Below are 20,029 nucleotides of genomic sequence, written 5' to 3'. Positions count from 1 at the left end.
GAAATGCGACCACAAATGTGATCGCATTATCTAATACATTTTTAATTATTTTACTTGTCTACTTGACAGGGGTCAGTTCAATTTACTAGGCTTCCATCATTTTAAAAGTAAGCACGAGACGGGATTCGAACAAATCCCCGCACACACAAATACTGATAAATAGGAGGTTTGCGGCTTCTGTTATTATCTGCACACATGGTTGCACACATTCTTGTTATATGGGATGTGTGCTTTTTTATTCTAGAAGTTATTGCTTTTGATTTGCATTAGCGAAATATTATGTAACACATAATTACTTAGCATAATGCTTATTAGACACAGAACATTACTTTTTAATAACGGGTATCCATATTTCGCTTTTATAATCAGACGAACTCAAGTCACCGTTTGAGTACCATTCTACTTCTGGTGCTTCTGCATGCTCATATCCAGATGTAGGAAACCATTCGGAAAAAATTCGTCCCCATATTTCTGCCATTGCAGTAGGCATAGGGCCGATTATTTCAAATATTGCCCATGTAAGAGATGGTATTTCAAGCTTGCACAAAGTTTCTGGGGAATCGCTTTCAGTTATCGCGGCAATATAGTAATCAGTTGTATTATCTTCATACATTCCACTGTACACGCCTACTAACCCGTTTCCAAGTCCAGCAATTTGTGAAATAGTTTCTTGTGGTGTCTCGCTCCACATTTTACCAATACTTTCACCTAAACCATTAATATGTGAAAACCTCTGTTTTACACCTACAACAGTAAATGAATTTTTTTGCTCAATTCTGTAGTTCATCTCAACCACTCCTTTTATTGATAAGGAGAACGTTACACGAGGATACGCTTTTAGCGATATGCCCTTTTCTCTTGCTTTTGAGGGTGTAACTTCATGCATTGCCATAAATGCCCGAGAAAACGAGTCAGGCGAGTTATAGCCATACTTCAAAGCAAGATTGATAATTTTTTCATTACTATTCTGCAAATCAAAGGCAGCAAGCGTTAATCGGCGACGGCGTATATACTCGGATAGCGGTACGCCGATAAGAAAAGCAAACATGCGTTGAAAGTGATATTGGGAACATAATGCTATTTGGGCAACCTTTACGTAATCAATTTCAGCTTCAAGATTATCTTCAATATAATTAATCGCATTTTTCATATTCTCAAGCGTATCCATATGCTTCTCCTTTCAAGATAAGTATAATATAGTTTTTTTACTAATACCCGATAATTTTTGCAAGAATTTGTAGGTTGTAGTATTTAGAAGTTAGTTCCGAAGATTATATATATTTTCTTCAGTTCGCACTTGAAAGCTATAGCGAATTTTATTCGCTCCAATTTAATTAGCTTAATTATACTTTTCCTAATTTAGAAAGTCAATCTACTATGGGAAAAAGTGTATATTCCTATAGGGAAAAGTGTATTCTCTACACATTACAAAAGTGTACACCTCTCCGAAAAGACATGATAACGTTTACTAGTACCATTTACGAGTAAACGGTTATCATGTCTTTTTTTCATCAAAGGACGTGATAAAAATGGCTCGTAACAGCGGAATAAGGATTCTAAGGCAATGCTAAGTTATCAAGAACGTATTACATACATAAGATTTATATCTGGAGTACCTTTCAAGATTATCAAAAACATGCCTGCTACTTTGTTAAATGGTGTAAGGAGCGTTACGGATGTAGGATGCTTTCCGAATGCAGGCAGTATGTAGACGAATGGCTTAAGGAAAGGACTGCGCTGGCTCCTCATTCGTAGAAGCTGGAAGCGTGTGTACTAGCCAAGGTTTTTGCTAGCCGGTTGTATGCAGAAGGCATGCCTTTAGGGGAAATCAGTGTGTATATGGGCCATGAAGATATAGATACAACGAAAAGCTATATCCATAATTACAACGAAATCGAAAAGAATCGTGTCTACATGGACAAGGCATTATAGTAGTCTCCGTATGTAAAAGGATGTTGCACACATCCCGCACACAAGTTTTCAAGCAACAAAAAATCGCTAACCCTTGATTTATAAGGATTAGCGATACTTTTCAATGAAGCACGAGACGGGATTCGAACCCGCGACCCTCGCCTTGGCAAGGCGATACTCCACCACTGAGCCACTCGTGCAACTGATATTTTATTGTGTCTTACTGAAGACAAGAGATATCATACCAGATATTGTTTTATTTGTCAACACAATTCACAAAACTTTTTTAAAGTTCTCGTACTCTGATTTTTATAATAATAGCTAACATAAGTACAAAGTGTTTTTAAAAAGATTTTCGTAAAGATACGTACAAAACAAAGAGTACGTATTGCCCTATAATACATTGCTATCATTAGTAATGTTCTTAATGAAATGTAAACAATGTTCTACATCCGAGAGGTTGCTTTCTATTTTTAATAGGTCTATAATAAAAAGATAGCATAAGAGCAGTGTGTAGCATAGTAGTAAAAGATTATGAAATTAAAACATAAATCAAATTAATAATGATAGAAAAAAATGTAGAAACATAAGGGCATATTTATGACCTTATGTTTCTCTTTGCTGATACCATGCTACTACGAAAGAAAAACAAGGAGAGAATAAAAATGTTAAGCGACAGTAAGAATCAAGTATCATTGACTGAGGGCCCCATATGGAAGCAAATTATTTTATTTACGATACCTTTGCTATTAGGTAATGTATTTCAACAGATGTATAATGCTGCAGACTCAATTATAGTAGGTAATTTTCTTGGTAGTAGCGCACTAGCAGCAGTAGGTTCTTCCAGTTCTGTTATTAATCTATTAGTAAGTGCCTTTATGGGTATATCAGTTGGAGCAGGAGTCGTGATATCTAAGTACTATGGTGCAAAGGATGAGGACGGGGTAGAGCGCGCAGTTCATACAATGGTGACTTTCGGAATCATCGGTAGTATTGTATTAACAATTCTTGGAATCGTATTGTCACCTTATATTTTAGTTTGGATGGGTACACCAGATAGCGTTATGCAAAATTCTGTCTTGTATTTTCGAATATTCTTTGCAGGAATAGCATCTACAGTTATGTATAATATCGGAAGCGGAATATTTCGCGCGGTTGGAGATTCCAAACGTCCTCTTTATTATCTAATTATTTCTACAATTATAAATGTTATATTAGATTTAATATTTATCGCCATCTTTCATTGGGGGATAGCAGGTGCTGCAATTGCAACAGTAATTGCACAGACAGTGAGCTGTATTCTTACTTTTTATAACTTAATTTCGGAGACATCTGTATATCAATTAAAGTTAAAAAAATTAAGAATTCATAAATTTGAATTAAAGCAAATTATCGGGATAGGATTACCGGGTGGTCTACAAAATTCTATCGTTTCTCTATCAAATGTTATCGTTCAGTCGAATATCAATTCTTTTGGTGAATTAGCGATTGCAGGTTGTGGAGCCTATTGGAAAATAGATGGTTTTGCTTTATTACCAGCAAGTAGTTTTGCACTGGCAGTGACAACATTTGTAAGTCAAAATATTGGTGCTAAAAAGCACGAACGTGTAAAAAAAGGAACAATTTTTTCGTTATTTGCAGGAATGGTTACTGCTGAATTAATAGGTGTAGTTATCTTTATTTTTGCACCTTATCTAATTGCTCTATTCAATCGAGATCCAGAGGTGATTGCTTATGGAAGCGAAATGGCACGAAATATCGTACCAGCTTATTTTCTAGTAGCGCTCTCACACGGAATTGCTGGTGTTTTACGAGGTGCTGGTAAATCTGTAGTACCAATGATTACAATGATTTGTTTTTGGTGTATTTTACGAGTTATTTATATGACAGTAGCCTTAAGATATGTAAACGATATTCGTATTGTATACTGGGCATATCCAATCACATGGACATGCAGTGCGATTGTATTATTGATTTATCTAAGGAAGGTAAAGTGGATGCCATCGCTTTAAATAAAAACTATTGACATGGATGGAAATAAGTGGTAAGTTTATTTAAAACCGTTGACGAAGAGTAAGTACTTTTAGAAACTTGCTTTAAAGAGAGCTACAGATGGTGAGATTGTGGTAGGTAAAGGCTAAAAGGAATGGGCTTTGGAGGGCAAACTGAAATTTAGTAGGTGAGCCGGAGATAACCTCCGTTATCAAAGATAAGCATATGTTTGTATGCATAGAGTGGACGTTTAACGTCAAGCTGGGTGGCACCGCAGAAGTTCGATACTTTTGTCCCTGCAGATTTATTTGTATGGGATAAGGGTATTTTTTTTGTACCTTTTCCCAAGAGTTATGTTTCGTCAATTACCTCATTACTGCTCCGTGCATTGGCTTTTATGAAAGATAATACGTAGTATTAAGGTTATGATTGTAGTGCAAACATAACGAACCAATTAAAAAGAGTGAAAATCTTTCGCTCTACAGATGATTGAAAGGAGAAAGGATTATGATGAAGCAAGAAATACCTTACAAAATCTATCTTGAAGAAAGCGAGATGCCAACAAAATGGTATAACGTGCGTGCAGATATGAAGAACAAACCAGCACCATTGTTAAATCCACAAACATTAAAGCCGATGACATTTGATGAATTAAAGCAAGTATTTTGCGATGAACTTGTAAAACAGGAGCTGGATGATACCAATGCTTATATTGATATCCCAGAAGAAATACTAAACTTTTATAAGATGTATCGCCCAGCACCGCTAGTACGAGCATATTGTTTAGAAGAAAAGTTACAAACTCCCGCTAAGATTTATTATAAATTCGAAGGAAATAATACCAGTGGCAGCCACAAATTAAACTCTGCAATTGCGCAAGCATATTATGCAAAAAAGCAAGGTCTACATGGTGTTACAACAGAAACCGGTGCTGGTCAGTGGGGGACGGCCCTTTCAATGGCGTGTTCCTATTTTGGCTTAGACTGTAAAGTATTTATGGTTAAGGTATCTTATGAGCAGAAACCTTTCCGTAGAGAAGTTATGAGAACTTATGGAGCTCAGGTTACCCCGTCTCCATCGTTGTCTACTGAAGTAGGAAAAAGAATATTAGAAGCACATCCTGGAACCACAGGAAGTTTAGGTTGTGCAATCTCCGAAGCGGTCGAAACCGCAGTATCAACACCAGGTTATCGTTATGTACTTGGCAGTGTTTTGTCTCAAGTTTTATTACACCAGTCAATCATTGGCTTAGAAACGAAGTCAGCTCTTGATAAATATGGTATCACCCCAGATATTATTATTGGTTGTGCTGGTGGTGGTTCGAATTTAGGCGGTCTTATCTCACCTTTTATGGGCGAAGTATTGCGTGGTGAGAAGAAGTATCAGTTTATTGCGGTCGAGCCAGCATCCTGCCCAAGTTTAACTAGAGGAAAATTTGCCTATGATTTTTGTGATACTGGTATGGTTTGCCCTCTTGCTAAGATGTACACGTTAGGAAGCAACTTTATTCCATCTGCTAATCACGCAGGAGGACTTCGCTATCATGGTATGAGTTCCGTATTATCCCAGCTTTACGAAGATGGTCTTATGGAAGCACGTGCAGTAGAGCAGACCGCAGTATTTGAGGCAGCGGAACAATTTGCTAGGATTGAAGGAATCTTACCTGCGCCAGAGAGTAGTCATGCAATTCGTGTAGCAATCGATGAGGCATTAAAGTGTAAGGAAACAGGGGAAGAAAAGACGATTGTATTTGGATTAACTGGTACTGGATATTTTGATATGGTTGCTTATGAGCGTTTTCATAACGGAGAAATGACGGATTATATTCCAACCGACGCTGATTTACAGGAAGGATTTGATGGAATACCAAAACAGCCGGAATAAGTTGTTTCTGCAATACTTATGGCTATTTGCGTTATAATTACTTTTATTTTAAGTGCCAAAGCAAAGCAGAACCATTAATTAAAATAATTTAACGATTTAGCTTGACAGAGTGTAAAAACTTTGGTAGAATGATGAAAATTTATATGAAAAATACTTGGAAAAGGAATAGTAACCGTACTAGGATTTTCAGAGACTTGCTGGTTGGTGCGAAGCAAGAATCAAAATAGGGTGAACTCGCCTTGGAGTAGCTGACTGAAAAATTACAGTAGGTTAAGCCGGAATCCCACCGTTATAAGGGATAGATATTGACCATAAATGATGTATCGAAGGAACACGTAAGAGTGGTATAGCAGAGTAACTTCTGTCTCTTTGGAGGCAGAAGTTTTTTTATGGAATGTATCGATAAAGTGCATGCTTTTGGCATGAAAAAGAGTGGTACCGCGGAAATCCCCCAATTCGTCTCTTAATCTTAAGACGATTGGGGGATTTTTTAACCTTAAGACAAGTAGGCATGCTATAGTATAGCACGAATGTTTCGTTGCGTAAGAGCGCAGAAAGGGGTAAATATGCGAAAAATCTATGTATTTGACACAACCTTACGAGATGGAGAACAGGTACCAGGAGCAAAACTTAATTTTGAAGAAAAGATGTATATTGCAAAACAATTAGAGAAGCTAAGAGTAGACTATATGGAAGCAGGATTTCCGTCCTCCTCACAAGGTGATTTTGAGGCAGTCCGAGAAATTAGTAGACAAATAAAGGATTCTTCCGTGGTTGCTTTAGGAAGGGCAGTAAAATCTGATATTGACCGTATGTATGAAAGCTTAAAAGAAGCAGCAAATCCAATGATTCATATTGTGTTAGGATCCTCTAATGTTCATATCACAAAAAAATTTAATAAGAACCCAGAGGATATCTTACAGATGGGGGTAGATGCAGTTACATATGCAAAACGCTATACTTCACAGGTGGAATACTCTCTAGAGGATGCGAGTCGTTCTGACTTAGAGTATATGTGGAGAACAATTGAGGCAGTAGTAAAGGCTGGTGCTACCTGCGTAAATATACCAGATACGGTAGGTTTTGCAGTTCCCGAGTTATTCGGCGGTTTAATCCATCAAATCTATGATCGTCTTCAGAATGTAGCACCACATGTATTATTAAGTGTACATTGCCATAATGACTCTGGACTTGCAACAGCAAATACTTTAGCAGCTGTACGAAATGGTGCAAATAAAGTGGAGTGCACGATTAATGGAATAGGAGAAAGAGCAGGCAATACCTCCTTAGAAGAAGTTGTTATGGGGATAAAACTTCATCCAGAATATTATGACGGTTATACCGACATCAATCATTCCGCTATTTATGAAACCTCCCGAATCGTAAGTCGTACCATGGGCCTTGACGTTCAAGTAAATAAAGCGTTGGTAGGGGAAAATGCCTTTGCGCATTCTTCCGGAATTCATCAGGATGGTCTTTTAAAGTCAAAGGAGGTGTATGAGATATTTGAACCTTCGGATATCGGTGCTCCTCCTATGGATATTGTACTTACCGCTCGTTCTGGAAAACATGCATTTGAATATATCTCTAAAAAACTTGGTTATGAAATTGCACCAGAGGTATTAAATGAGATTCATGCTAATTTCTTAAAAATAGCAGACGAGAAAAAGGAAGTCTATGATAATGATGTCATTGATTTACTAGACGGAGATGAAAGAGTACAAAAGAATGGAGAAAAGAAGTTATGGATGCTAGAAGATTTTCAGATAAATGTAAATATGAATCTACCGTCTGCAACCGTGAAATTAGTAAGAAATAAGCAAGAGGCTGTGGTTAGTGAAGCTGGAAATGGTGCAATCTCAGCATTATATGCAGCGATTTTAAAAGCAGTCGATATGCCAATTCATCTTATCGATTATCGTATTCAAAATATTGGTGCAGAAAAAGAATCCTTAGGAAAAGTGGTTGTGCAGATACAATATAACGGAAAATTTTATTTCGGAAAAGCAATTGAAAGAGATGTTATGAAAGCAAGCGCATTAGCTCTCGTAAATAGCGTGAATAAAATCGTATTAAATAGTTAATATACCATTAGCGATGAAAATAACGAGAGGTATGTAGTATGTCAAAATCAATCATTCGATTACAAAAGATAAATATACAAAACTTAAAGAATGTTGCTTTGGGAAACATTCGTTTTTCTTGTAATCTATGGGAGGATATCTATGAAAGGAAGGCGGATGTTCTTGGTGTTTATGGTCAGAATGGTTCTGGAAAAACAACACTCATTTGTGCATTATCTTTGTTAAAGGGATTGATGAGCGGTACTGCATTACCAATGAATTTTAGTAATATGATAAAATGCGGCGAGCAGGCAGCAGTCTGCTCGTTTGAATTTAGTGTGATAACAGAAGAACAGGAAAAATATAAGGTTCTTTATGAAGTAACTTTAACAAAAGAAGTTAATTTAACGAAAGAAATAGCTTCATCACAAAAAGAGAACTTAAGCACTCTGTCAGAAGCATCCAAGGATAATCAAGTCGAGAGAAGTATAGTTATAACCAATGAAAGATTTACTATTTCAAAGCTTCAATCAAACCGATATGAAAAATCAAAAACAGTAAAGATTTCAGAGATATCTGATAACGTTGATGTACCTAATATAAAGGTCTCCCCTAACAATTTCCTTGCAGATTATTTAAAAGAAATGAAGAAAGAAGATATAGAGGAATTACTAAGTAAGTCATATAAGAATAGTATTTCTTATTTTTTTTCAAAAGAAATATTATCAGTAACTGAGTCAGATAACAATGAATTTCACACCATAATTCATCTTCTCAATTACTATGCAATGTACCAGCTGCATATTATCAGCAATGTCCAGAGCGGTGTGATCAATGCTAATATTGCACTACCATTTTCTTTTGTCTTCGAAGATAAAAAATCAGTATCAATGCTATATGGAAGTTTAAAACTAAACGGAACATCCTTGCTACCAAAAGATTTAACACCAATAATTCAACAAAAGATTGAGTTAGTTAATGTAGTACTTGGAGAATTAGTACCAGGTCTTAGCATTCGTTTGGTAGAGTTAGGGGAACAAAAAGGGGAGAATGGAGAAAAGCTGATAGAGACTCAATTGCTTGCAAGAAGAGGGAAGAATGAAATCTTACTTCAATACGAATCCGATGGTATCAAGAAACTAATTTCTATTCTCTACACAGTGATATTAGCTTATAGGGATGCATCGGTAACGGTTGCAATTGATGAGCTTGACAGTGGAATTTTTGAGTTCTTACTGGGAGAGATATTGAAAATTTTTGAGGAGTCAGGAAAAGGGCAACTTATTTTTACTTCTCATAATTTACGACCTCTTGAAGTACTGAATAAGAAAAACATTTTATTTACTACAACAAATGAAAAACATCGCTATCTAAGGCTTCAAAATGTAAGGGCGAATCAGAATTTAAGAGATTTTTATTTTCATGACATCATTCTTGGAGGACAGAAGGAATGTATCTATGAGATGACGAATCCTTATGTGATAAGAAGAGCATTTAAGATGGCAGGTGATAGCGATGCAAAGTAAAAAAATCATATTATTTATTGTAGAAGGAATCCATGATAAAACAAGTCTCTCCATTTGTCTAAGTGAACTGCTTGAGGGAGCATCGGTACACTTTGCATTGACTCATGGAGATATTACATCACGATACGGGACCAGCCCGAAAAATATTAATGAACGCATTGGTGGTATTGTAAAAAATTTTAGTGGGAGTATCTTTAAACCGAAAGATTTCTGCGAGGTTGTTCATATCATTGATACGGATGGTGCATTTATACCAGAGGAGCATATCAAAGAGGCTACTAAGGAGGAAGGTTCTTCTCATATAAAATATGAGCAAGAAGAGATATTAACACCAGATCCTAAGAATATCAAAGATCGTAACGAACAAAAGTCAGATGTCATTGAGAGAATGTTATCGATTGCAAAGGTTTGGAGAACGATTCCTTATCATGTGTATTACTTTTCTTCCAATATGGACCATGTTCTTCATAATAATCCAAATCTAACACGTGAAGAAAAGGAACGGTTGGCGGAGGAATTTGAGAATCGCTATTATAACAAACCAGAGGAGTTTGCGAGATTATTTCAAGAGGATGATTTAGCAGTAAAGGGTGATTATGAGGAGACGTGGGATTTTATAAAACTTGACTGTAATTCGCTAAAGAGGTATTCTAATTTTGGTATTTACTTGCGGGAGAAGGAATAGTAAAGCCTGTACTTAAAAATAAAACTTGCACTTTTACGAAAATAAAACATGTAAGATAGGAGTTATTATGAATCAAAAAGAGCGTATGTTAGCAGGGCTTCCTTATAAAGCTTGGATGGATGGCTTAAGTGAGGAGAGATTGAATTGTAGAATGAAAATCCATGAGTTTAATCATTGCTTACCATCTGAAAATGATAAGCAGCAAAAATTATTGGGAGAAATTTTAGGAAAGACGGGAAAGGACTTCTATATTGAAGCACCGTTTCGTTGTGATTATGGTTACAATATTGAAGTTGGAGAGAATTTTTATGCTAACTTTAATTGCGTTATTCTTGATGTTGGTAGGGTGACTATAGGAAATAATGTGATGTTTGCTCCGAATGTAGCAATCTATACTGCTGGACATCCCATACATCCGGATTCAAGAAATTCTGGATATGAATACGGTATCGCGGTATCCATTGGGGACAATGTTTGGGTAGGAGGAAATGTTGTTATAAACCCAGATGTTCATATCGGTAACAATGTTGTGATTGGTTCTGGCAGTGTGGTAACGAAGGACATACCGGATAATTCGATTGCTGTGGGGAATCCGTGTCGTGTGATACGTCAGATTACAGAGGAAGATCGAAAGTACTATTTTAAGAACCGAGAATTTGATGTAGAGGATTATAAGTAGGATAACATAATGAAAAAAGCATTCAAGGAAGCATTTCCTCATACAATACCTATTTTAACAGGTTTCTTGTTTTTAGGTATGGCGTATGGGGTTTTAATGAAAACAAAGGGTTATGGGCCAGTATGGTCAGTTTTGATGAGCGCGGTAGCATTTTGTGGTAGTATGCAGTTTGTTGCCATCACCTTATTGACAACAGTTTTTCAACCCGTACAGGCATTTTTACTTAGTATTATGGTAAATGCCAGGCATTTATTCTATGGTATTTCCATGCTAAACAAGTATCGTGGACTTGGAAAGATTCGTTATTTTCTAATCTATGTACTTTGCGATGAAACGTTTTCTATCACTTACGGGATTGAACCACCAGAAGGGGTGGAGCGGAAGTATTTTTACTTTGCAATCTCTTTACTAAATTATCTTTATTGGGTATTTGGTACTTTACTTGGCGGACTTGCGGGAAACTTTATTTCGTTTAATACAGAAGGTTTAGATTTTGTATTAACTGCATTGTTTGTTGTGTTATTTATAGAGCAATGGAAGAAAAAAGAGAATCGTATCATGGGCATTATCGGTATTGTTTGCTCCATACTTAGTATACTTATCTTTGGAGCTAATCAAATGGTAATTCCAGCTATGATACTAATTGTACTTTGTTTAAGTGGGGGGAGGAAAAAGTTATGTATTTAACCCCACTTCAAACGATAGGAATTATTCTGGCAGTTGCACTTGGAACGATCATTACGAGATTTCTTCCGTTTCTATTATTTCCTGAACACAAGAAGATACCAGAATACATACAATTTTTAGGAAGAGCGCTTCCAACTGCAATGATGGGGCTTTTGGTTGTATACTGTCTGAAAGGTGTTAATATAATTAAAGGCAGTCACGGGTTACCAGAGTTAATTGCAATTGGAGTCATACTGATTTTACATCGTTTAAAGAGCAATGTATTATTAAGTATAAGCGGAGGTACCATTGTTTATATGCTTCTGATACAATTTATTTTCTAAGTATAGTTATAATTTAGATAGTTTTGAAAAATGAATTCTGAATTTATATAAAAGGCGATAGAAAGAATGATTGATTTGCTTTCTATCGCCTTTAGAAAACACAAATTACTGGTTCTACTATAATATAAATTCTCTAGCATTACTAAAGAATATATTTTATTTAAATTTACTTACATCAATGCGTTTATTCTATGGATAGATTTATACCTAATTATGAGAGGTAAAATTTTTAAAAGAAAGGCGTTTTCCCTTACTCCTAAAATGACATCCTAAAAAGCCTACGCCACTGCCACCAGCACATCCTCCGCTTAGCAATAGCAGAATAGTGTATGGCATGTGTGAAGGGTTTAACCATCCTAAACGAAATCCTGCAATTGTGATACCAGAACTAACTAAAAAAACACCCAGCGACCATTTTGCAATCGGTTTATATTTTTGATCTAACAAATTTTTATCCGTATGAATTGTTGGAGTTCCACTTTTAGCTGAAAAGAAGTGATAATCATAGCTATGCTTAAGTGGTGTCCAACCTGCATTAGTAAATATTTGATTATAATCATCAAGTTCTTCTTCACTTACGGTTGCGATGTCATAGTCAAAGATAAGATCTTGAGGCTCTTCTTTATATAGTATATAGTACAAGCCCTTCATTTCTTTGAATATCCAACCTTCTTTAGCATATCGATTTAATTTTTCCATATCTTCTTTGTCAGAAAAAGCAAGCCCACCACATAATACTTTTTTCGTATTTTTCATATTCTATCACCTCTCCAATTCTTTCAAAACTTGTAAACCATGTTCTACCATTTTTTTACGACGATTAATCTCTTTTGTTAGTAAATCAAATCCCATAGTAGTAATCTTATATTTCTTTTGACGTGGATCATCACTATCCATTTGTTCAATTAATTCATTTGTATTCATTTTCTTTAATAATGTATAAAGTGTCGCAGGACCAATGATAACTTCGTTCGAGGATAGATTACTAATATACTGCATAATTGCATATCCATGTCGTTCTTCGACTAATGCTAAAAGAATATAGTACGCGGAATCAGTTAATTGTTCTGTATCGAAGGTATTATTTTTTGACATATCTCCACCTCTCCGATATATCCATACTTGATATATCTATTATGGATATATCATAACTTGATATATTTTCCTTGTCAATATTATTTTTATAGAAAATGAAAATTTAAAATATAATTAGATAAATATAAAATCAATATTGACATATATTAAATAGATTACTATAATAACAAATAAGACGATGCAATTTGACCAATATTATAACGTATGTTATTCATGTATCATCGTAGTACATAATGTTTCTATGATATGAAGGAGAAAGAGAATGGAGAAAAAATTAATAAAGAAATTATTGAAAGCGACTGGAGTAAAAGAGGGGGAGTTAATCCTACTACACTTTTGGGGAGAAGATAAGGACAAACAAATTTTACATGATTTCGCAACACAAGTAGCAGCTTTAGGAGCGACACCTTTTGAAGTAACTCAGTCAAGAACTGTGAACCGTGAATTATTTTCTGGGGCAAAGGATTGTTGTTTTAACGAACGCTATTTTCAGATCTTTAAAGAATTTGACGCAGTGATTGATTTGTTTGCCTATCAGCCAGTAGTAATTGGAAGCGGTTTAAGTGAACAAGCAATGCAAAATTATCGCAGATATATGTCTGGTTTATTTGGTACATTAATGAAGGCGAAACGCTTTACTCAATTAAGAATTCCAACCGAGGAAAATGCGAAAGAATTCAACATGGTACCACAGGTCTTTATAGAACAAATGACAAATGCCTATGATGTCGATTATGATAATATTCGCCTCCATGGAGAAGAGAAGATAGAGCAACTAAAGAAAACGAAAAAGGCTATCTTATATACTGGTGAGAAAGAGATCTTAACACTTGAATATGAGAATCGAGATTGGCATATCGATGCAGGGGACGGGGATTTGCCATGCGGTGAAATTTATATAGCTCCATTGGAGGATAAAACAGAAGGAACCATGTATTTTGAGATTCTTTACTTAGATGATTTACCAGCATGTGAACAAGTAACACTTACTATAAAAGAAGGCAAGATTGTGGATAGTAGTCATGATATGATTAAGAATTATTTGATGGAATTGCCTGAGAATGGTTGTGTGGTCTGTGAGTTTGGTATCGGATTGAATCCAAAGATCAAAGGACTTACTGGATGCACAGTTTTAGATGAAAAGATGGAAGGAACTGTTCATATAGCAATTGGTGCAAATCATATGTTTGGCGGTGTTAATGAAGCCCCGATGCACATTGATTTGGTGGGAGTTGCAACTATAGATTACGAATAAAACTTATTTAAAATCTATAATTCTATAATTCAAAGAATATAGTCTGATGTATAAAAGCAGAATTTGAAGTGAAGCAGAGTTACAAAGTGTGAAAAGATAGGGCCGGAAGGGTAAAAGATGACTAGATTAAGAAGTATATATAAATTTACCGAAACGATTTTAAGAAATAAAAAGAAAAGGAGTTTAAGTCGTGGACTATAAACAGCAAGAGGAAAAGGTGCTCGTATTATTAAAAAATTTAATGAATAAAGAAAACCATCTAATTGAATATCCAGCAAAAAGAAAACTTAAGAATGCAGCTCTGTTTTGGATTTCAAAAGAGTTTGAGAGTGGAAGAGAATACAAAGAAAAAGAAATGAATGAGATAATTAACTCTGTTTGTTGTTTTAAAGATGCAGCATTAATTAGAAGAGAATTGTATAACTTTCGCTTTATAAATCGAACAGAGAATGGTTCTGCGTATTGGCTTGAGGAGGTACAGCCTTCTTTACAGGAATTAGGATTAATGGAATAAATAATAGGAAAAATGGTAAAGTCAATTTCAATTTATAATTGAATATAGAATAAATGTTATGTGGATATAACCTGTGATTTAAGCTGAAGATACAGCTTATGAATAAATCTATGGTTTGTATCCACTTTTATTCATGACAATAGGATGTTTAGTAGTAGTAAGAAGGGATTGATTTTTCTGACTCAAAGTGCTATGTTACCATATAATTGAAAAAATCCATTCTTTTTTGGTTGTTTCATAAGAACAATGGTCATAATTTACATAGAAGATAAGGAGAAGAGTGATGGGTGAAATTAAAATTTTTGCAGATAGTACCTGTGATTTATCGGAAGAATTGTTAAAGAAATATGATATTACTATTATTCCTCTTAATATTGTATTGGGAATGAAAAGTTTTCAAGATGGAAAGGAAATAACTCCACAAGAAATCTATGAATGGTCAGATCAGGAAGGGGAAACTCCAAAGACAGCGGCACCTGAAATAGGGGTTGCCTTAGATATTTTAAAACCATATATGGAGAAGAAGCTTGATATCATATTTTTCGGTATTTCAGAAGAAATGTCTGTAACCTGTCAGGTTGTCAGAATGATAGCGCAGGAGCAGGAATATCAGAGGCTTTTTGTTATCAATTCTAAGAGTTTGTCTACTGGAATAGGTCTTTTGGTATTACTTGCAGCAGATTTAGCGAGAAAGGGATTTATGGCAGAGGAGATTGTTAAGAAAATTGAGGAAGATACAGATAAGGTTAGGGCATCCTTTGTTGTTGATACATTAACCTATCTTCATCGTGGAGGAAGATGTAGTGCTGTGACTGCACTTTTAGGCAATACACTACGCTTAAAGCCAATGATAGTTGTGAAAAGCGGAAAGATGGGTGTAGAGAAAAAGTATCGAGGCAAACCAAAGTCTGTTATATTAAATTATGCTAATGATTTAAAGGAGCAACTACTTAAGGCAGACCCGACTCGCGTGTTTATAACTCACTCTGGTATTAATCAATTGATTGAACAAGAAACATATCAGTTTCTTAAGGAACTGAACTACTTTAAGGAGATATTGATAACCAGAGCAGGTGGAGTAGTATCTTCCCATTGTGGTCCGAATACGTTAGGCATACTGTTTTTTGAAAAATAAAATGATGAACGATACAGCGTTAAAATCAAGATACAAAAATCCATGAAACGCATTAAGGCAATGGTAAGCCTTTAATAAGTTTCATGGATTTTGTTAAATGAGATAGAATAAAAAATAATCAAAACATAACGTTAGATTTTTTATGTTTTAAACATAGCAATATCTGTTTATCTTAATGATTAATTCTTGCGAGAGATAATATGTCCGCAGGAAGGACAGTGTGTGTCTTTGGTTAATTTCAGGCGAAGATCGAGTGATTCTTTACAATGAGGGCATCTGTAATATTTCCACTGATTAAAACAACTGAAGGCTATAATTAGAAAACCTATTACATAGCTATGGTAAGATTTTATTATGAAACCGGCAATAAGCAATAATACTATATCTAAATAGCTGATATGTCGTAATCTTTTTATGATATTCTCGTTTTCCATAAAATATTGTCCTCGCTTACTATCGTTTTACAATAACACTCACACTTACATAGAACATTATCCCCGCTTATTATCATTTAATGTTCCTACATTTTTTTATAATTTGCCATCAAGAGTTTATTCAAACTTAAACCACTCAAAGTCAAAATTACTGCCCGGTAGGAATATAAAGGTAACAGTATATTTACCTGTCTTCTTAGAGAATTCAAACTCTTTTACTTCGTACTCATTCGTAAAAGTAAATTCTGCAAGTTCTTCAATGCTATTATAGAGCATACTACCTTCTTCTGAAATAAACTTTACATGAATGGTGTTCTTCTCAATCGGAGAATGACCACAGATAGAGAGTTTCGTAATGCCCTGTTCTCCGAAATCCATCTCTGAAAATTCCAAGGATACGTTATTCCCGATTCCTTCAATGCGAGGAGCTTTCTTTGTAAAGGTATCTCCATATATGAGGTCACAATCAGTAGCGAATAATTTTGCAAATCCTTTTTGTGGATTGGTAAACTGAAATCCTTGAACGCTTAATCGTTTAAATACAACGAAGGAAATTGTTACGATACCTTTTACTCTACGCTTTAATCGATAGGTTTCCGGTTGATGGTGATTCCATATTGGCTTTTTACTAAATGAACAGTCTGCTAGTAATTCACTTCCTTCTTCATGTGGGATACCTTCCCAAATCTCAAAAGTTGGAAGCTCAGTATCAAGACAGTAGATTGGAACAGTAATCTCGTCAGATCCATAGGAGCCAAAGTCTACATTTTTAAAACAAATGTAAGTATCCATTGGTAGCAGAGAGGAGATACCGCGCTCAATTCCGTTGGTAAGGTTTGTATTGGACCAAGAGTATAAACCACCATATATAAATTCATACGGATTCATGGTAGCTTCTCCAAGGTCATGGAAGTTAAGCTCTATTTCAGAAATCATACGTACCTTATCTGCACCATTCCTACAGGTACAACGAAGATAAGCTTTACCGCTACCAAGGGCAATTACCTTTACCTTGGTACCATCCTTCTCTAATCTGGCTAGATTGGAATCTATACCCGATCCATTGGTTATTCTCCAATCGATATCTTGATAGGTAGCATTTGCTGGATGAGTGATTACATATGCCTCAATTGTACTTAAATCTTTAGAAAGAGTAGTCCCATTCGGTGTAACTATTTCGAGTTTACGAATCGGAATCTCGGCTTCATCCGTAGTAGGAATTATAACTTTCGGATTCAGTACTGGATAAATGATGTGATCCGTATTCCTCATATTATCGCTAAGACCTTCTGGATACTCACATGGAATGGAAGTAAAGGAGAGAGTCTTTGCTGGTAAAGTTTCTGAGGTAACCTTCATTGTAATTTCACCTGGTGTTAAGGTTGATGCTATAACTGCAAGTAATTTTCCACTGAACAATCTTCGGCTGATTCCCTTATATTGATCATAATCGGTACTATCACCATTATCTAGTCCAATTAGACGACCAGCACCCGTAACTTCTACGGTAACACGATTATTTGCATTTTCTACTGGATTGCCATTACAATCTTCCATGCTAATTTCAACAAAAATAAGGTCTTGGCAATTCACAAGCATGGTGGTTTTATCCGGTGATAATTTAATATTAGCGGCATCACCAAAGGAGGTACGGGTATCTGTTGCTATAATATTTCCGTATTCATCATATGCAACCGCTTTTAAGGTACCTTCTTCATATGGTAACTGCCAATGGCCACATAGCTGTGTACCATGTTTGTGGTCAATATCATAGGTTCCTAGGGAGTTTTCATTAAAAAACAATTCCACTCTTGGGGCATTGGAGCATACCCTTAAGTCAATCACCTGATCTTTGGAGAAATCCCAGTATGGGAATAAATGTACCATTGGTGATTTTTTATAATCCGTCCACTCTGCCTGATAGATATAGAATGTATCTTTCTTAAAACCAGCGGTATCTACCTGACCGAAATAAGAGTTTTTCGTAAAATATGGAGTTGGCTCTCCGATGTAGTCCCAACCAGTCCAGATGAATTGTCCGGCACTAAATGTGGCATCACGGTCTTTCGTAATACAGTATTCTGTGCTTCGTGCTCCCCAGCTTGAAGTCGTATTACCAAGGGAAGAGCATTGCTCATCATCGTCTGCAAGGATTGCCTTTGAATATGGGAAATGATAGATTCCACGGCTTTGTAAGGTAGATGCCGTTTCACTTCCGTATATCATCCAATCTGGATGTAATTCATGATGCTCCCCGTAGAGTCGTTCTGCATAGTTATATCCAGCTAGTTTTACGATATCAGCACACTTCTGAGCATTTTCCCATGCCATGTAATTGGAGCCGATGGTTACAGGAGCATTGATGCGAGAATCATGTTTTCGAACAAAGCTTAATAACATTCTAGTAACTTCCTGACCACGCTCGTCTGCATGTGTATCATAGATTTCATTTCCAATACTCCACATGATGAGAGAAGGGTGGTTGCGGTCTCTACGAATCCAGCTAGCGACATCTTTATCTGCCCATTTTGGGAAGAAACGAGCATAATCATAGGTTGTTTTTGAACGCTCCCAGATATCAAAGGCTTCCGAATTAATCAAAAATCCCATCTCATCTGCAAGTTCCATTAACTCTACTGCTGGCATATTGTGTGAAGTACGAATAGCATTCACACCCATTTCTTTTAAAATCGTTAGTTGTCTACGAAGGGCAGTACGATTAATAGCAGCACCAAGGCTACCAAGGTCGTGGTGTTGACATACTCCATATAGCTTTACATGTTTACCATTAAGGAAAAAGCCTTCTTCGCAGGTGTATTCTATGGTGCGAAAACCAATGTTTTGTGTTACGGACTGTATTATAATATTATCTTTGATAATATCAGTTTGCACTTGATATAAATTTGGTGACGAAAGCTCCCAAAGAAGAGGTGAAATAATATGTAGTTTACTATCTTGTACATAAAAGGCATTCTTTACTACCTCACTTGTAACATCGACAGTATGGGTGCAAACTAATTCATGACTTGGCGACCATACAGTATGGCGAAGTTCGAGTGTAGATGTGGAATCCTTGTCTAATCCATGAAAATCCTCTGGTATTGTAAGCTCAGGTTCCATACTGATCGGTAAAGAGGAAACTTCGGTTGATAGGAAAACGTAAAAATCCTCATCCACTTTTTCTGTTGAAATATAAATTCCATCTGGGTTAATATGTACTTCAGGATAGGTATGGAACCAGACATTACGATAAATACCTGCACCGGAATACCATCTCGAGTTCGGTGACTCGTAGATAACTTGCATCACAATTTCATTGCCACCTTCTGTTAAAAACTCGGTTATATCGAATTCAAATGTTGAGTAACCGTATTTCCACTCTCCAGCAAACCTTCCATTGACATAGAGGGTCGAGTTCATATACACGCCCTCGAAACGTAATATATATCGCTCCTTATTTTTCAGGTGTTCCATGGATAACGTACGTCTGTACCAACCTTCTCCTGTTTCATACAAATCGTGGGTATTATAAATTAACCAGTCGTGGGGCAAATCAACGGGATGCCATTCTGTTTTTGCATCTAACACTTGTTGTAAGGTAGCGCCTAGCTGATGTTTGGAAAAACTCCAGCCATCATTCATTAATCTTCGATTGTTATGTACTTGACTGCTCATTTTCTTCCGCCTTTCTATGTAGTAAAATAATTATTTTTTTAGAATTCCTTTAAAATCACTTCAATGTATTTCTATGATTCATTTTATTTCATCTTCATTGCATCCACAATGTAACATCCTATACGAAACATGTAGTTCTTATAATAATTTAAAAGCCTGTGCAAATTATGA

The 20,029-nt window shown here is 35.8% G+C and carries 16 protein-coding genes, 1 tRNA gene and 2 other annotated features; of the genes, 12 read left to right on the top strand and 5 right to left on the bottom strand.

Annotation, left to right across the window (positions count from 1 at the left end):
- Positions 1–325: 325 nt before the first annotated feature.
- Positions 326–1,168, bottom strand: a complete 843-nt coding sequence (locus tag CPHY_RS16460; protein ID WP_012201180.1) for an AraC family transcriptional regulator — start codon at positions 1,166–1,168, stop codon at positions 326–328.
- A gap of 590 nt (positions 1,169–1,758) precedes the next feature.
- Here CPHY_RS16460 and CPHY_RS22700 point away from each other — a divergent pair.
- Positions 1,759–1,932 (top strand): tyrosine-type recombinase/integrase, encoded by a 174-nt coding sequence (locus tag CPHY_RS22700; RefSeq protein WP_408611178.1) that lies wholly within the window; start codon positions 1,759–1,761, stop codon positions 1,930–1,932.
- A gap of 107 nt (positions 1,933–2,039) precedes the next feature.
- Here CPHY_RS22700 and CPHY_RS16455 read toward each other — a convergent pair.
- Positions 2,040–2,111, bottom strand: a tRNA-Gly gene (locus CPHY_RS16455).
- 465 nt (positions 2,112–2,576) lie between these two features.
- Here CPHY_RS16455 and CPHY_RS16450 point away from each other — a divergent pair.
- The 8 genes from CPHY_RS16450 (at position 2,577) to CPHY_RS16415 (ending at position 11,750) form a co-directional block, all read left to right on the top strand.
- Entirely contained in the window at positions 2,577–3,923 is a 1,347-nt protein-coding gene (locus tag CPHY_RS16450) for an MATE family efflux transporter (protein ID WP_012201179.1), read from the top strand.
- Positions 3,924–3,965: 42 nt separating this feature from the next.
- Positions 3,966–4,204: a binding site (T-box leader), on the top strand.
- Positions 4,205–4,410: 206 nt separating this feature from the next.
- Positions 4,411–5,787 carry a TrpB-like pyridoxal phosphate-dependent enzyme gene (locus CPHY_RS16445; protein WP_012201178.1) on the top strand — a complete coding sequence of 459 codons (1,377 nt, stop codon included), beginning with the start codon at positions 4,411–4,413 and terminating at the stop codon, positions 5,785–5,787.
- Positions 5,788–5,933: 146 nt separating this feature from the next.
- Positions 5,934–6,254 (top strand) — a binding site (T-box leader).
- 99 nt (positions 6,255–6,353) lie between these two features.
- Complete coding sequence (locus tag CPHY_RS16440; RefSeq protein WP_012201177.1) at positions 6,354–7,871, top strand: 2-isopropylmalate synthase; 1,518 nt, start codon at positions 6,354–6,356, stop codon at positions 7,869–7,871.
- 38 nt (positions 7,872–7,909) lie between these two features.
- On the top strand, positions 7,910–9,376 hold the full coding sequence (locus CPHY_RS16435) for an AAA family ATPase (protein WP_012201176.1): 1,467 nt from the start codon (positions 7,910–7,912) through the stop codon (positions 9,374–9,376).
- A complete protein-coding gene (locus CPHY_RS16430) occupies positions 9,366–10,061 on the top strand; it encodes a hypothetical protein (RefSeq protein WP_012201175.1) in 696 nt (231 codons plus the stop codon). Before CPHY_RS16435 ends, CPHY_RS16430 begins: the two co-directional genes overlap by 11 nt.
- Before the next feature lie 67 nt (positions 10,062–10,128).
- Complete coding sequence (locus CPHY_RS16425) at positions 10,129–10,740, top strand: sugar O-acetyltransferase (RefSeq protein ID WP_012201174.1); 612 nt, start codon at positions 10,129–10,131, stop codon at positions 10,738–10,740.
- A gap of 9 nt (positions 10,741–10,749) precedes the next feature.
- Positions 10,750–11,427 (top strand): AzlC family ABC transporter permease, encoded by a 678-nt coding sequence (locus tag CPHY_RS16420; RefSeq protein ID WP_012201173.1) that lies wholly within the window; start codon positions 10,750–10,752, stop codon positions 11,425–11,427.
- On the top strand, positions 11,418–11,750 hold the full coding sequence (locus CPHY_RS16415; RefSeq protein WP_012201172.1) for a branched-chain amino acid transporter permease: 333 nt from the start codon (positions 11,418–11,420) through the stop codon (positions 11,748–11,750). The genes CPHY_RS16420 and CPHY_RS16415 overlap by 10 nt, the downstream gene beginning before the upstream one ends.
- A 207-nt stretch (positions 11,751–11,957) precedes the next feature.
- Here the strand turns inward: CPHY_RS16415 and CPHY_RS20995 are convergent, their stop codons facing one another.
- Together CPHY_RS20995 and CPHY_RS16405 are read right to left on the bottom strand one after the other, a co-directional pair.
- Positions 11,958–12,506 (bottom strand): DUF2812 domain-containing protein, encoded by a 549-nt coding sequence (locus tag CPHY_RS20995; protein WP_012201171.1) that lies wholly within the window; start codon positions 12,504–12,506, stop codon positions 11,958–11,960.
- Between the two features lie 6 nt (positions 12,507–12,512).
- On the bottom strand, positions 12,513–12,845 hold the full coding sequence (locus CPHY_RS16405) for a PadR family transcriptional regulator (protein WP_012201170.1): 333 nt from the start codon (positions 12,843–12,845) through the stop codon (positions 12,513–12,515).
- A 262-nt stretch (positions 12,846–13,107) separates the two neighbouring features.
- Between CPHY_RS16405 and CPHY_RS16400 the strand changes: the two genes are divergently transcribed.
- The 3 genes from CPHY_RS16400 (at position 13,108) to CPHY_RS16390 (ending at position 15,749) form a co-directional block, all read left to right on the top strand.
- Positions 13,108–14,100, top strand: a complete 993-nt coding sequence (locus tag CPHY_RS16400; RefSeq protein ID WP_012201169.1) for an aminopeptidase — start codon at positions 13,108–13,110, stop codon at positions 14,098–14,100.
- A gap of 190 nt (positions 14,101–14,290) precedes the next feature.
- Positions 14,291–14,614 carry a DUF2087 domain-containing protein gene (locus CPHY_RS16395; RefSeq protein WP_012201168.1) on the top strand — a complete coding sequence of 108 codons (324 nt, stop codon included), beginning with the start codon at positions 14,291–14,293 and terminating at the stop codon, positions 14,612–14,614.
- Between the two features lie 283 nt (positions 14,615–14,897).
- Complete coding sequence (locus tag CPHY_RS16390; RefSeq protein WP_012201167.1) at positions 14,898–15,749, top strand: DegV family protein; 852 nt, start codon at positions 14,898–14,900, stop codon at positions 15,747–15,749.
- A gap of 551 nt (positions 15,750–16,300) precedes the next feature.
- Here CPHY_RS16390 and CPHY_RS16385 read toward each other — a convergent pair.
- Positions 16,301–19,858, bottom strand: coding sequence for a glycoside hydrolase family 2 TIM barrel-domain containing protein (locus CPHY_RS16385; RefSeq protein ID WP_012201166.1), 3,558 nt, complete (start codon positions 19,856–19,858; stop codon positions 16,301–16,303).
- Positions 19,859–20,029 lie beyond the last annotated feature (171 nt).

The organism is Lachnoclostridium phytofermentans ISDg (genome assembly GCF_000018685.1).
Lineage (GTDB): Bacteria > Bacillota > Clostridia > Lachnospirales > Lachnospiraceae > Lachnoclostridium > Lachnoclostridium phytofermentans.
The sequence above is the reverse complement of the archived record's forward strand: the minus strand, read 5'-3'. Positions and strand labels throughout refer to the sequence as shown.

What these genes read in the sequence shown, in the direction of transcription:
- CPHY_RS16460 (WP_012201180.1), bottom strand. Translation starts at nt 1,168, where the DNA reads ATGGATACGCTTGAGAATATGAAAAATGCGATTAATTATATTGAAGAT.
- CPHY_RS16450 (WP_012201179.1), top strand. Translation starts at nt 2,577, where the DNA reads ATGTTAAGCGACAGTAAGAATCAAGTATCATTGACTGAGGGCCCCATA.
- CPHY_RS16445 (WP_012201178.1), top strand. Translation starts at nt 4,411, where the DNA reads ATGATGAAGCAAGAAATACCTTACAAAATCTATCTTGAAGAAAGCGAG.
- CPHY_RS16440 (WP_012201177.1), top strand. Translation starts at nt 6,354, where the DNA reads ATGCGAAAAATCTATGTATTTGACACAACCTTACGAGATGGAGAACAG.
- CPHY_RS16435 (WP_012201176.1), top strand. Translation starts at nt 7,910, where the DNA reads ATGTCAAAATCAATCATTCGATTACAAAAGATAAATATACAAAACTTA.
- CPHY_RS16430 (WP_012201175.1), top strand. Translation starts at nt 9,366, where the DNA reads ATGCAAAGTAAAAAAATCATATTATTTATTGTAGAAGGAATCCATGAT.
- CPHY_RS16425 (WP_012201174.1), top strand. Translation starts at nt 10,129, where the DNA reads ATGAATCAAAAAGAGCGTATGTTAGCAGGGCTTCCTTATAAAGCTTGG.
- CPHY_RS16420 (WP_012201173.1), top strand. Translation starts at nt 10,750, where the DNA reads ATGAAAAAAGCATTCAAGGAAGCATTTCCTCATACAATACCTATTTTA.
- CPHY_RS16415 (WP_012201172.1), top strand. Translation starts at nt 11,418, where the DNA reads ATGTATTTAACCCCACTTCAAACGATAGGAATTATTCTGGCAGTTGCA.
- CPHY_RS20995 (WP_012201171.1), bottom strand. Translation starts at nt 12,506, where the DNA reads ATGAAAAATACGAAAAAAGTATTATGTGGTGGGCTTGCTTTTTCTGAC.
- CPHY_RS16405 (WP_012201170.1), bottom strand. Translation starts at nt 12,845, where the DNA reads ATGTCAAAAAATAATACCTTCGATACAGAACAATTAACTGATTCCGCG.
- CPHY_RS16400 (WP_012201169.1), top strand. Translation starts at nt 13,108, where the DNA reads ATGGAGAAAAAATTAATAAAGAAATTATTGAAAGCGACTGGAGTAAAA.
- CPHY_RS16390 (WP_012201167.1), top strand. Translation starts at nt 14,898, where the DNA reads ATGGGTGAAATTAAAATTTTTGCAGATAGTACCTGTGATTTATCGGAA.
- CPHY_RS16385 (WP_012201166.1), bottom strand. Translation starts at nt 19,858, where the DNA reads ATGAGCAGTCAAGTACATAACAATCGAAGATTAATGAATGATGGCTGG.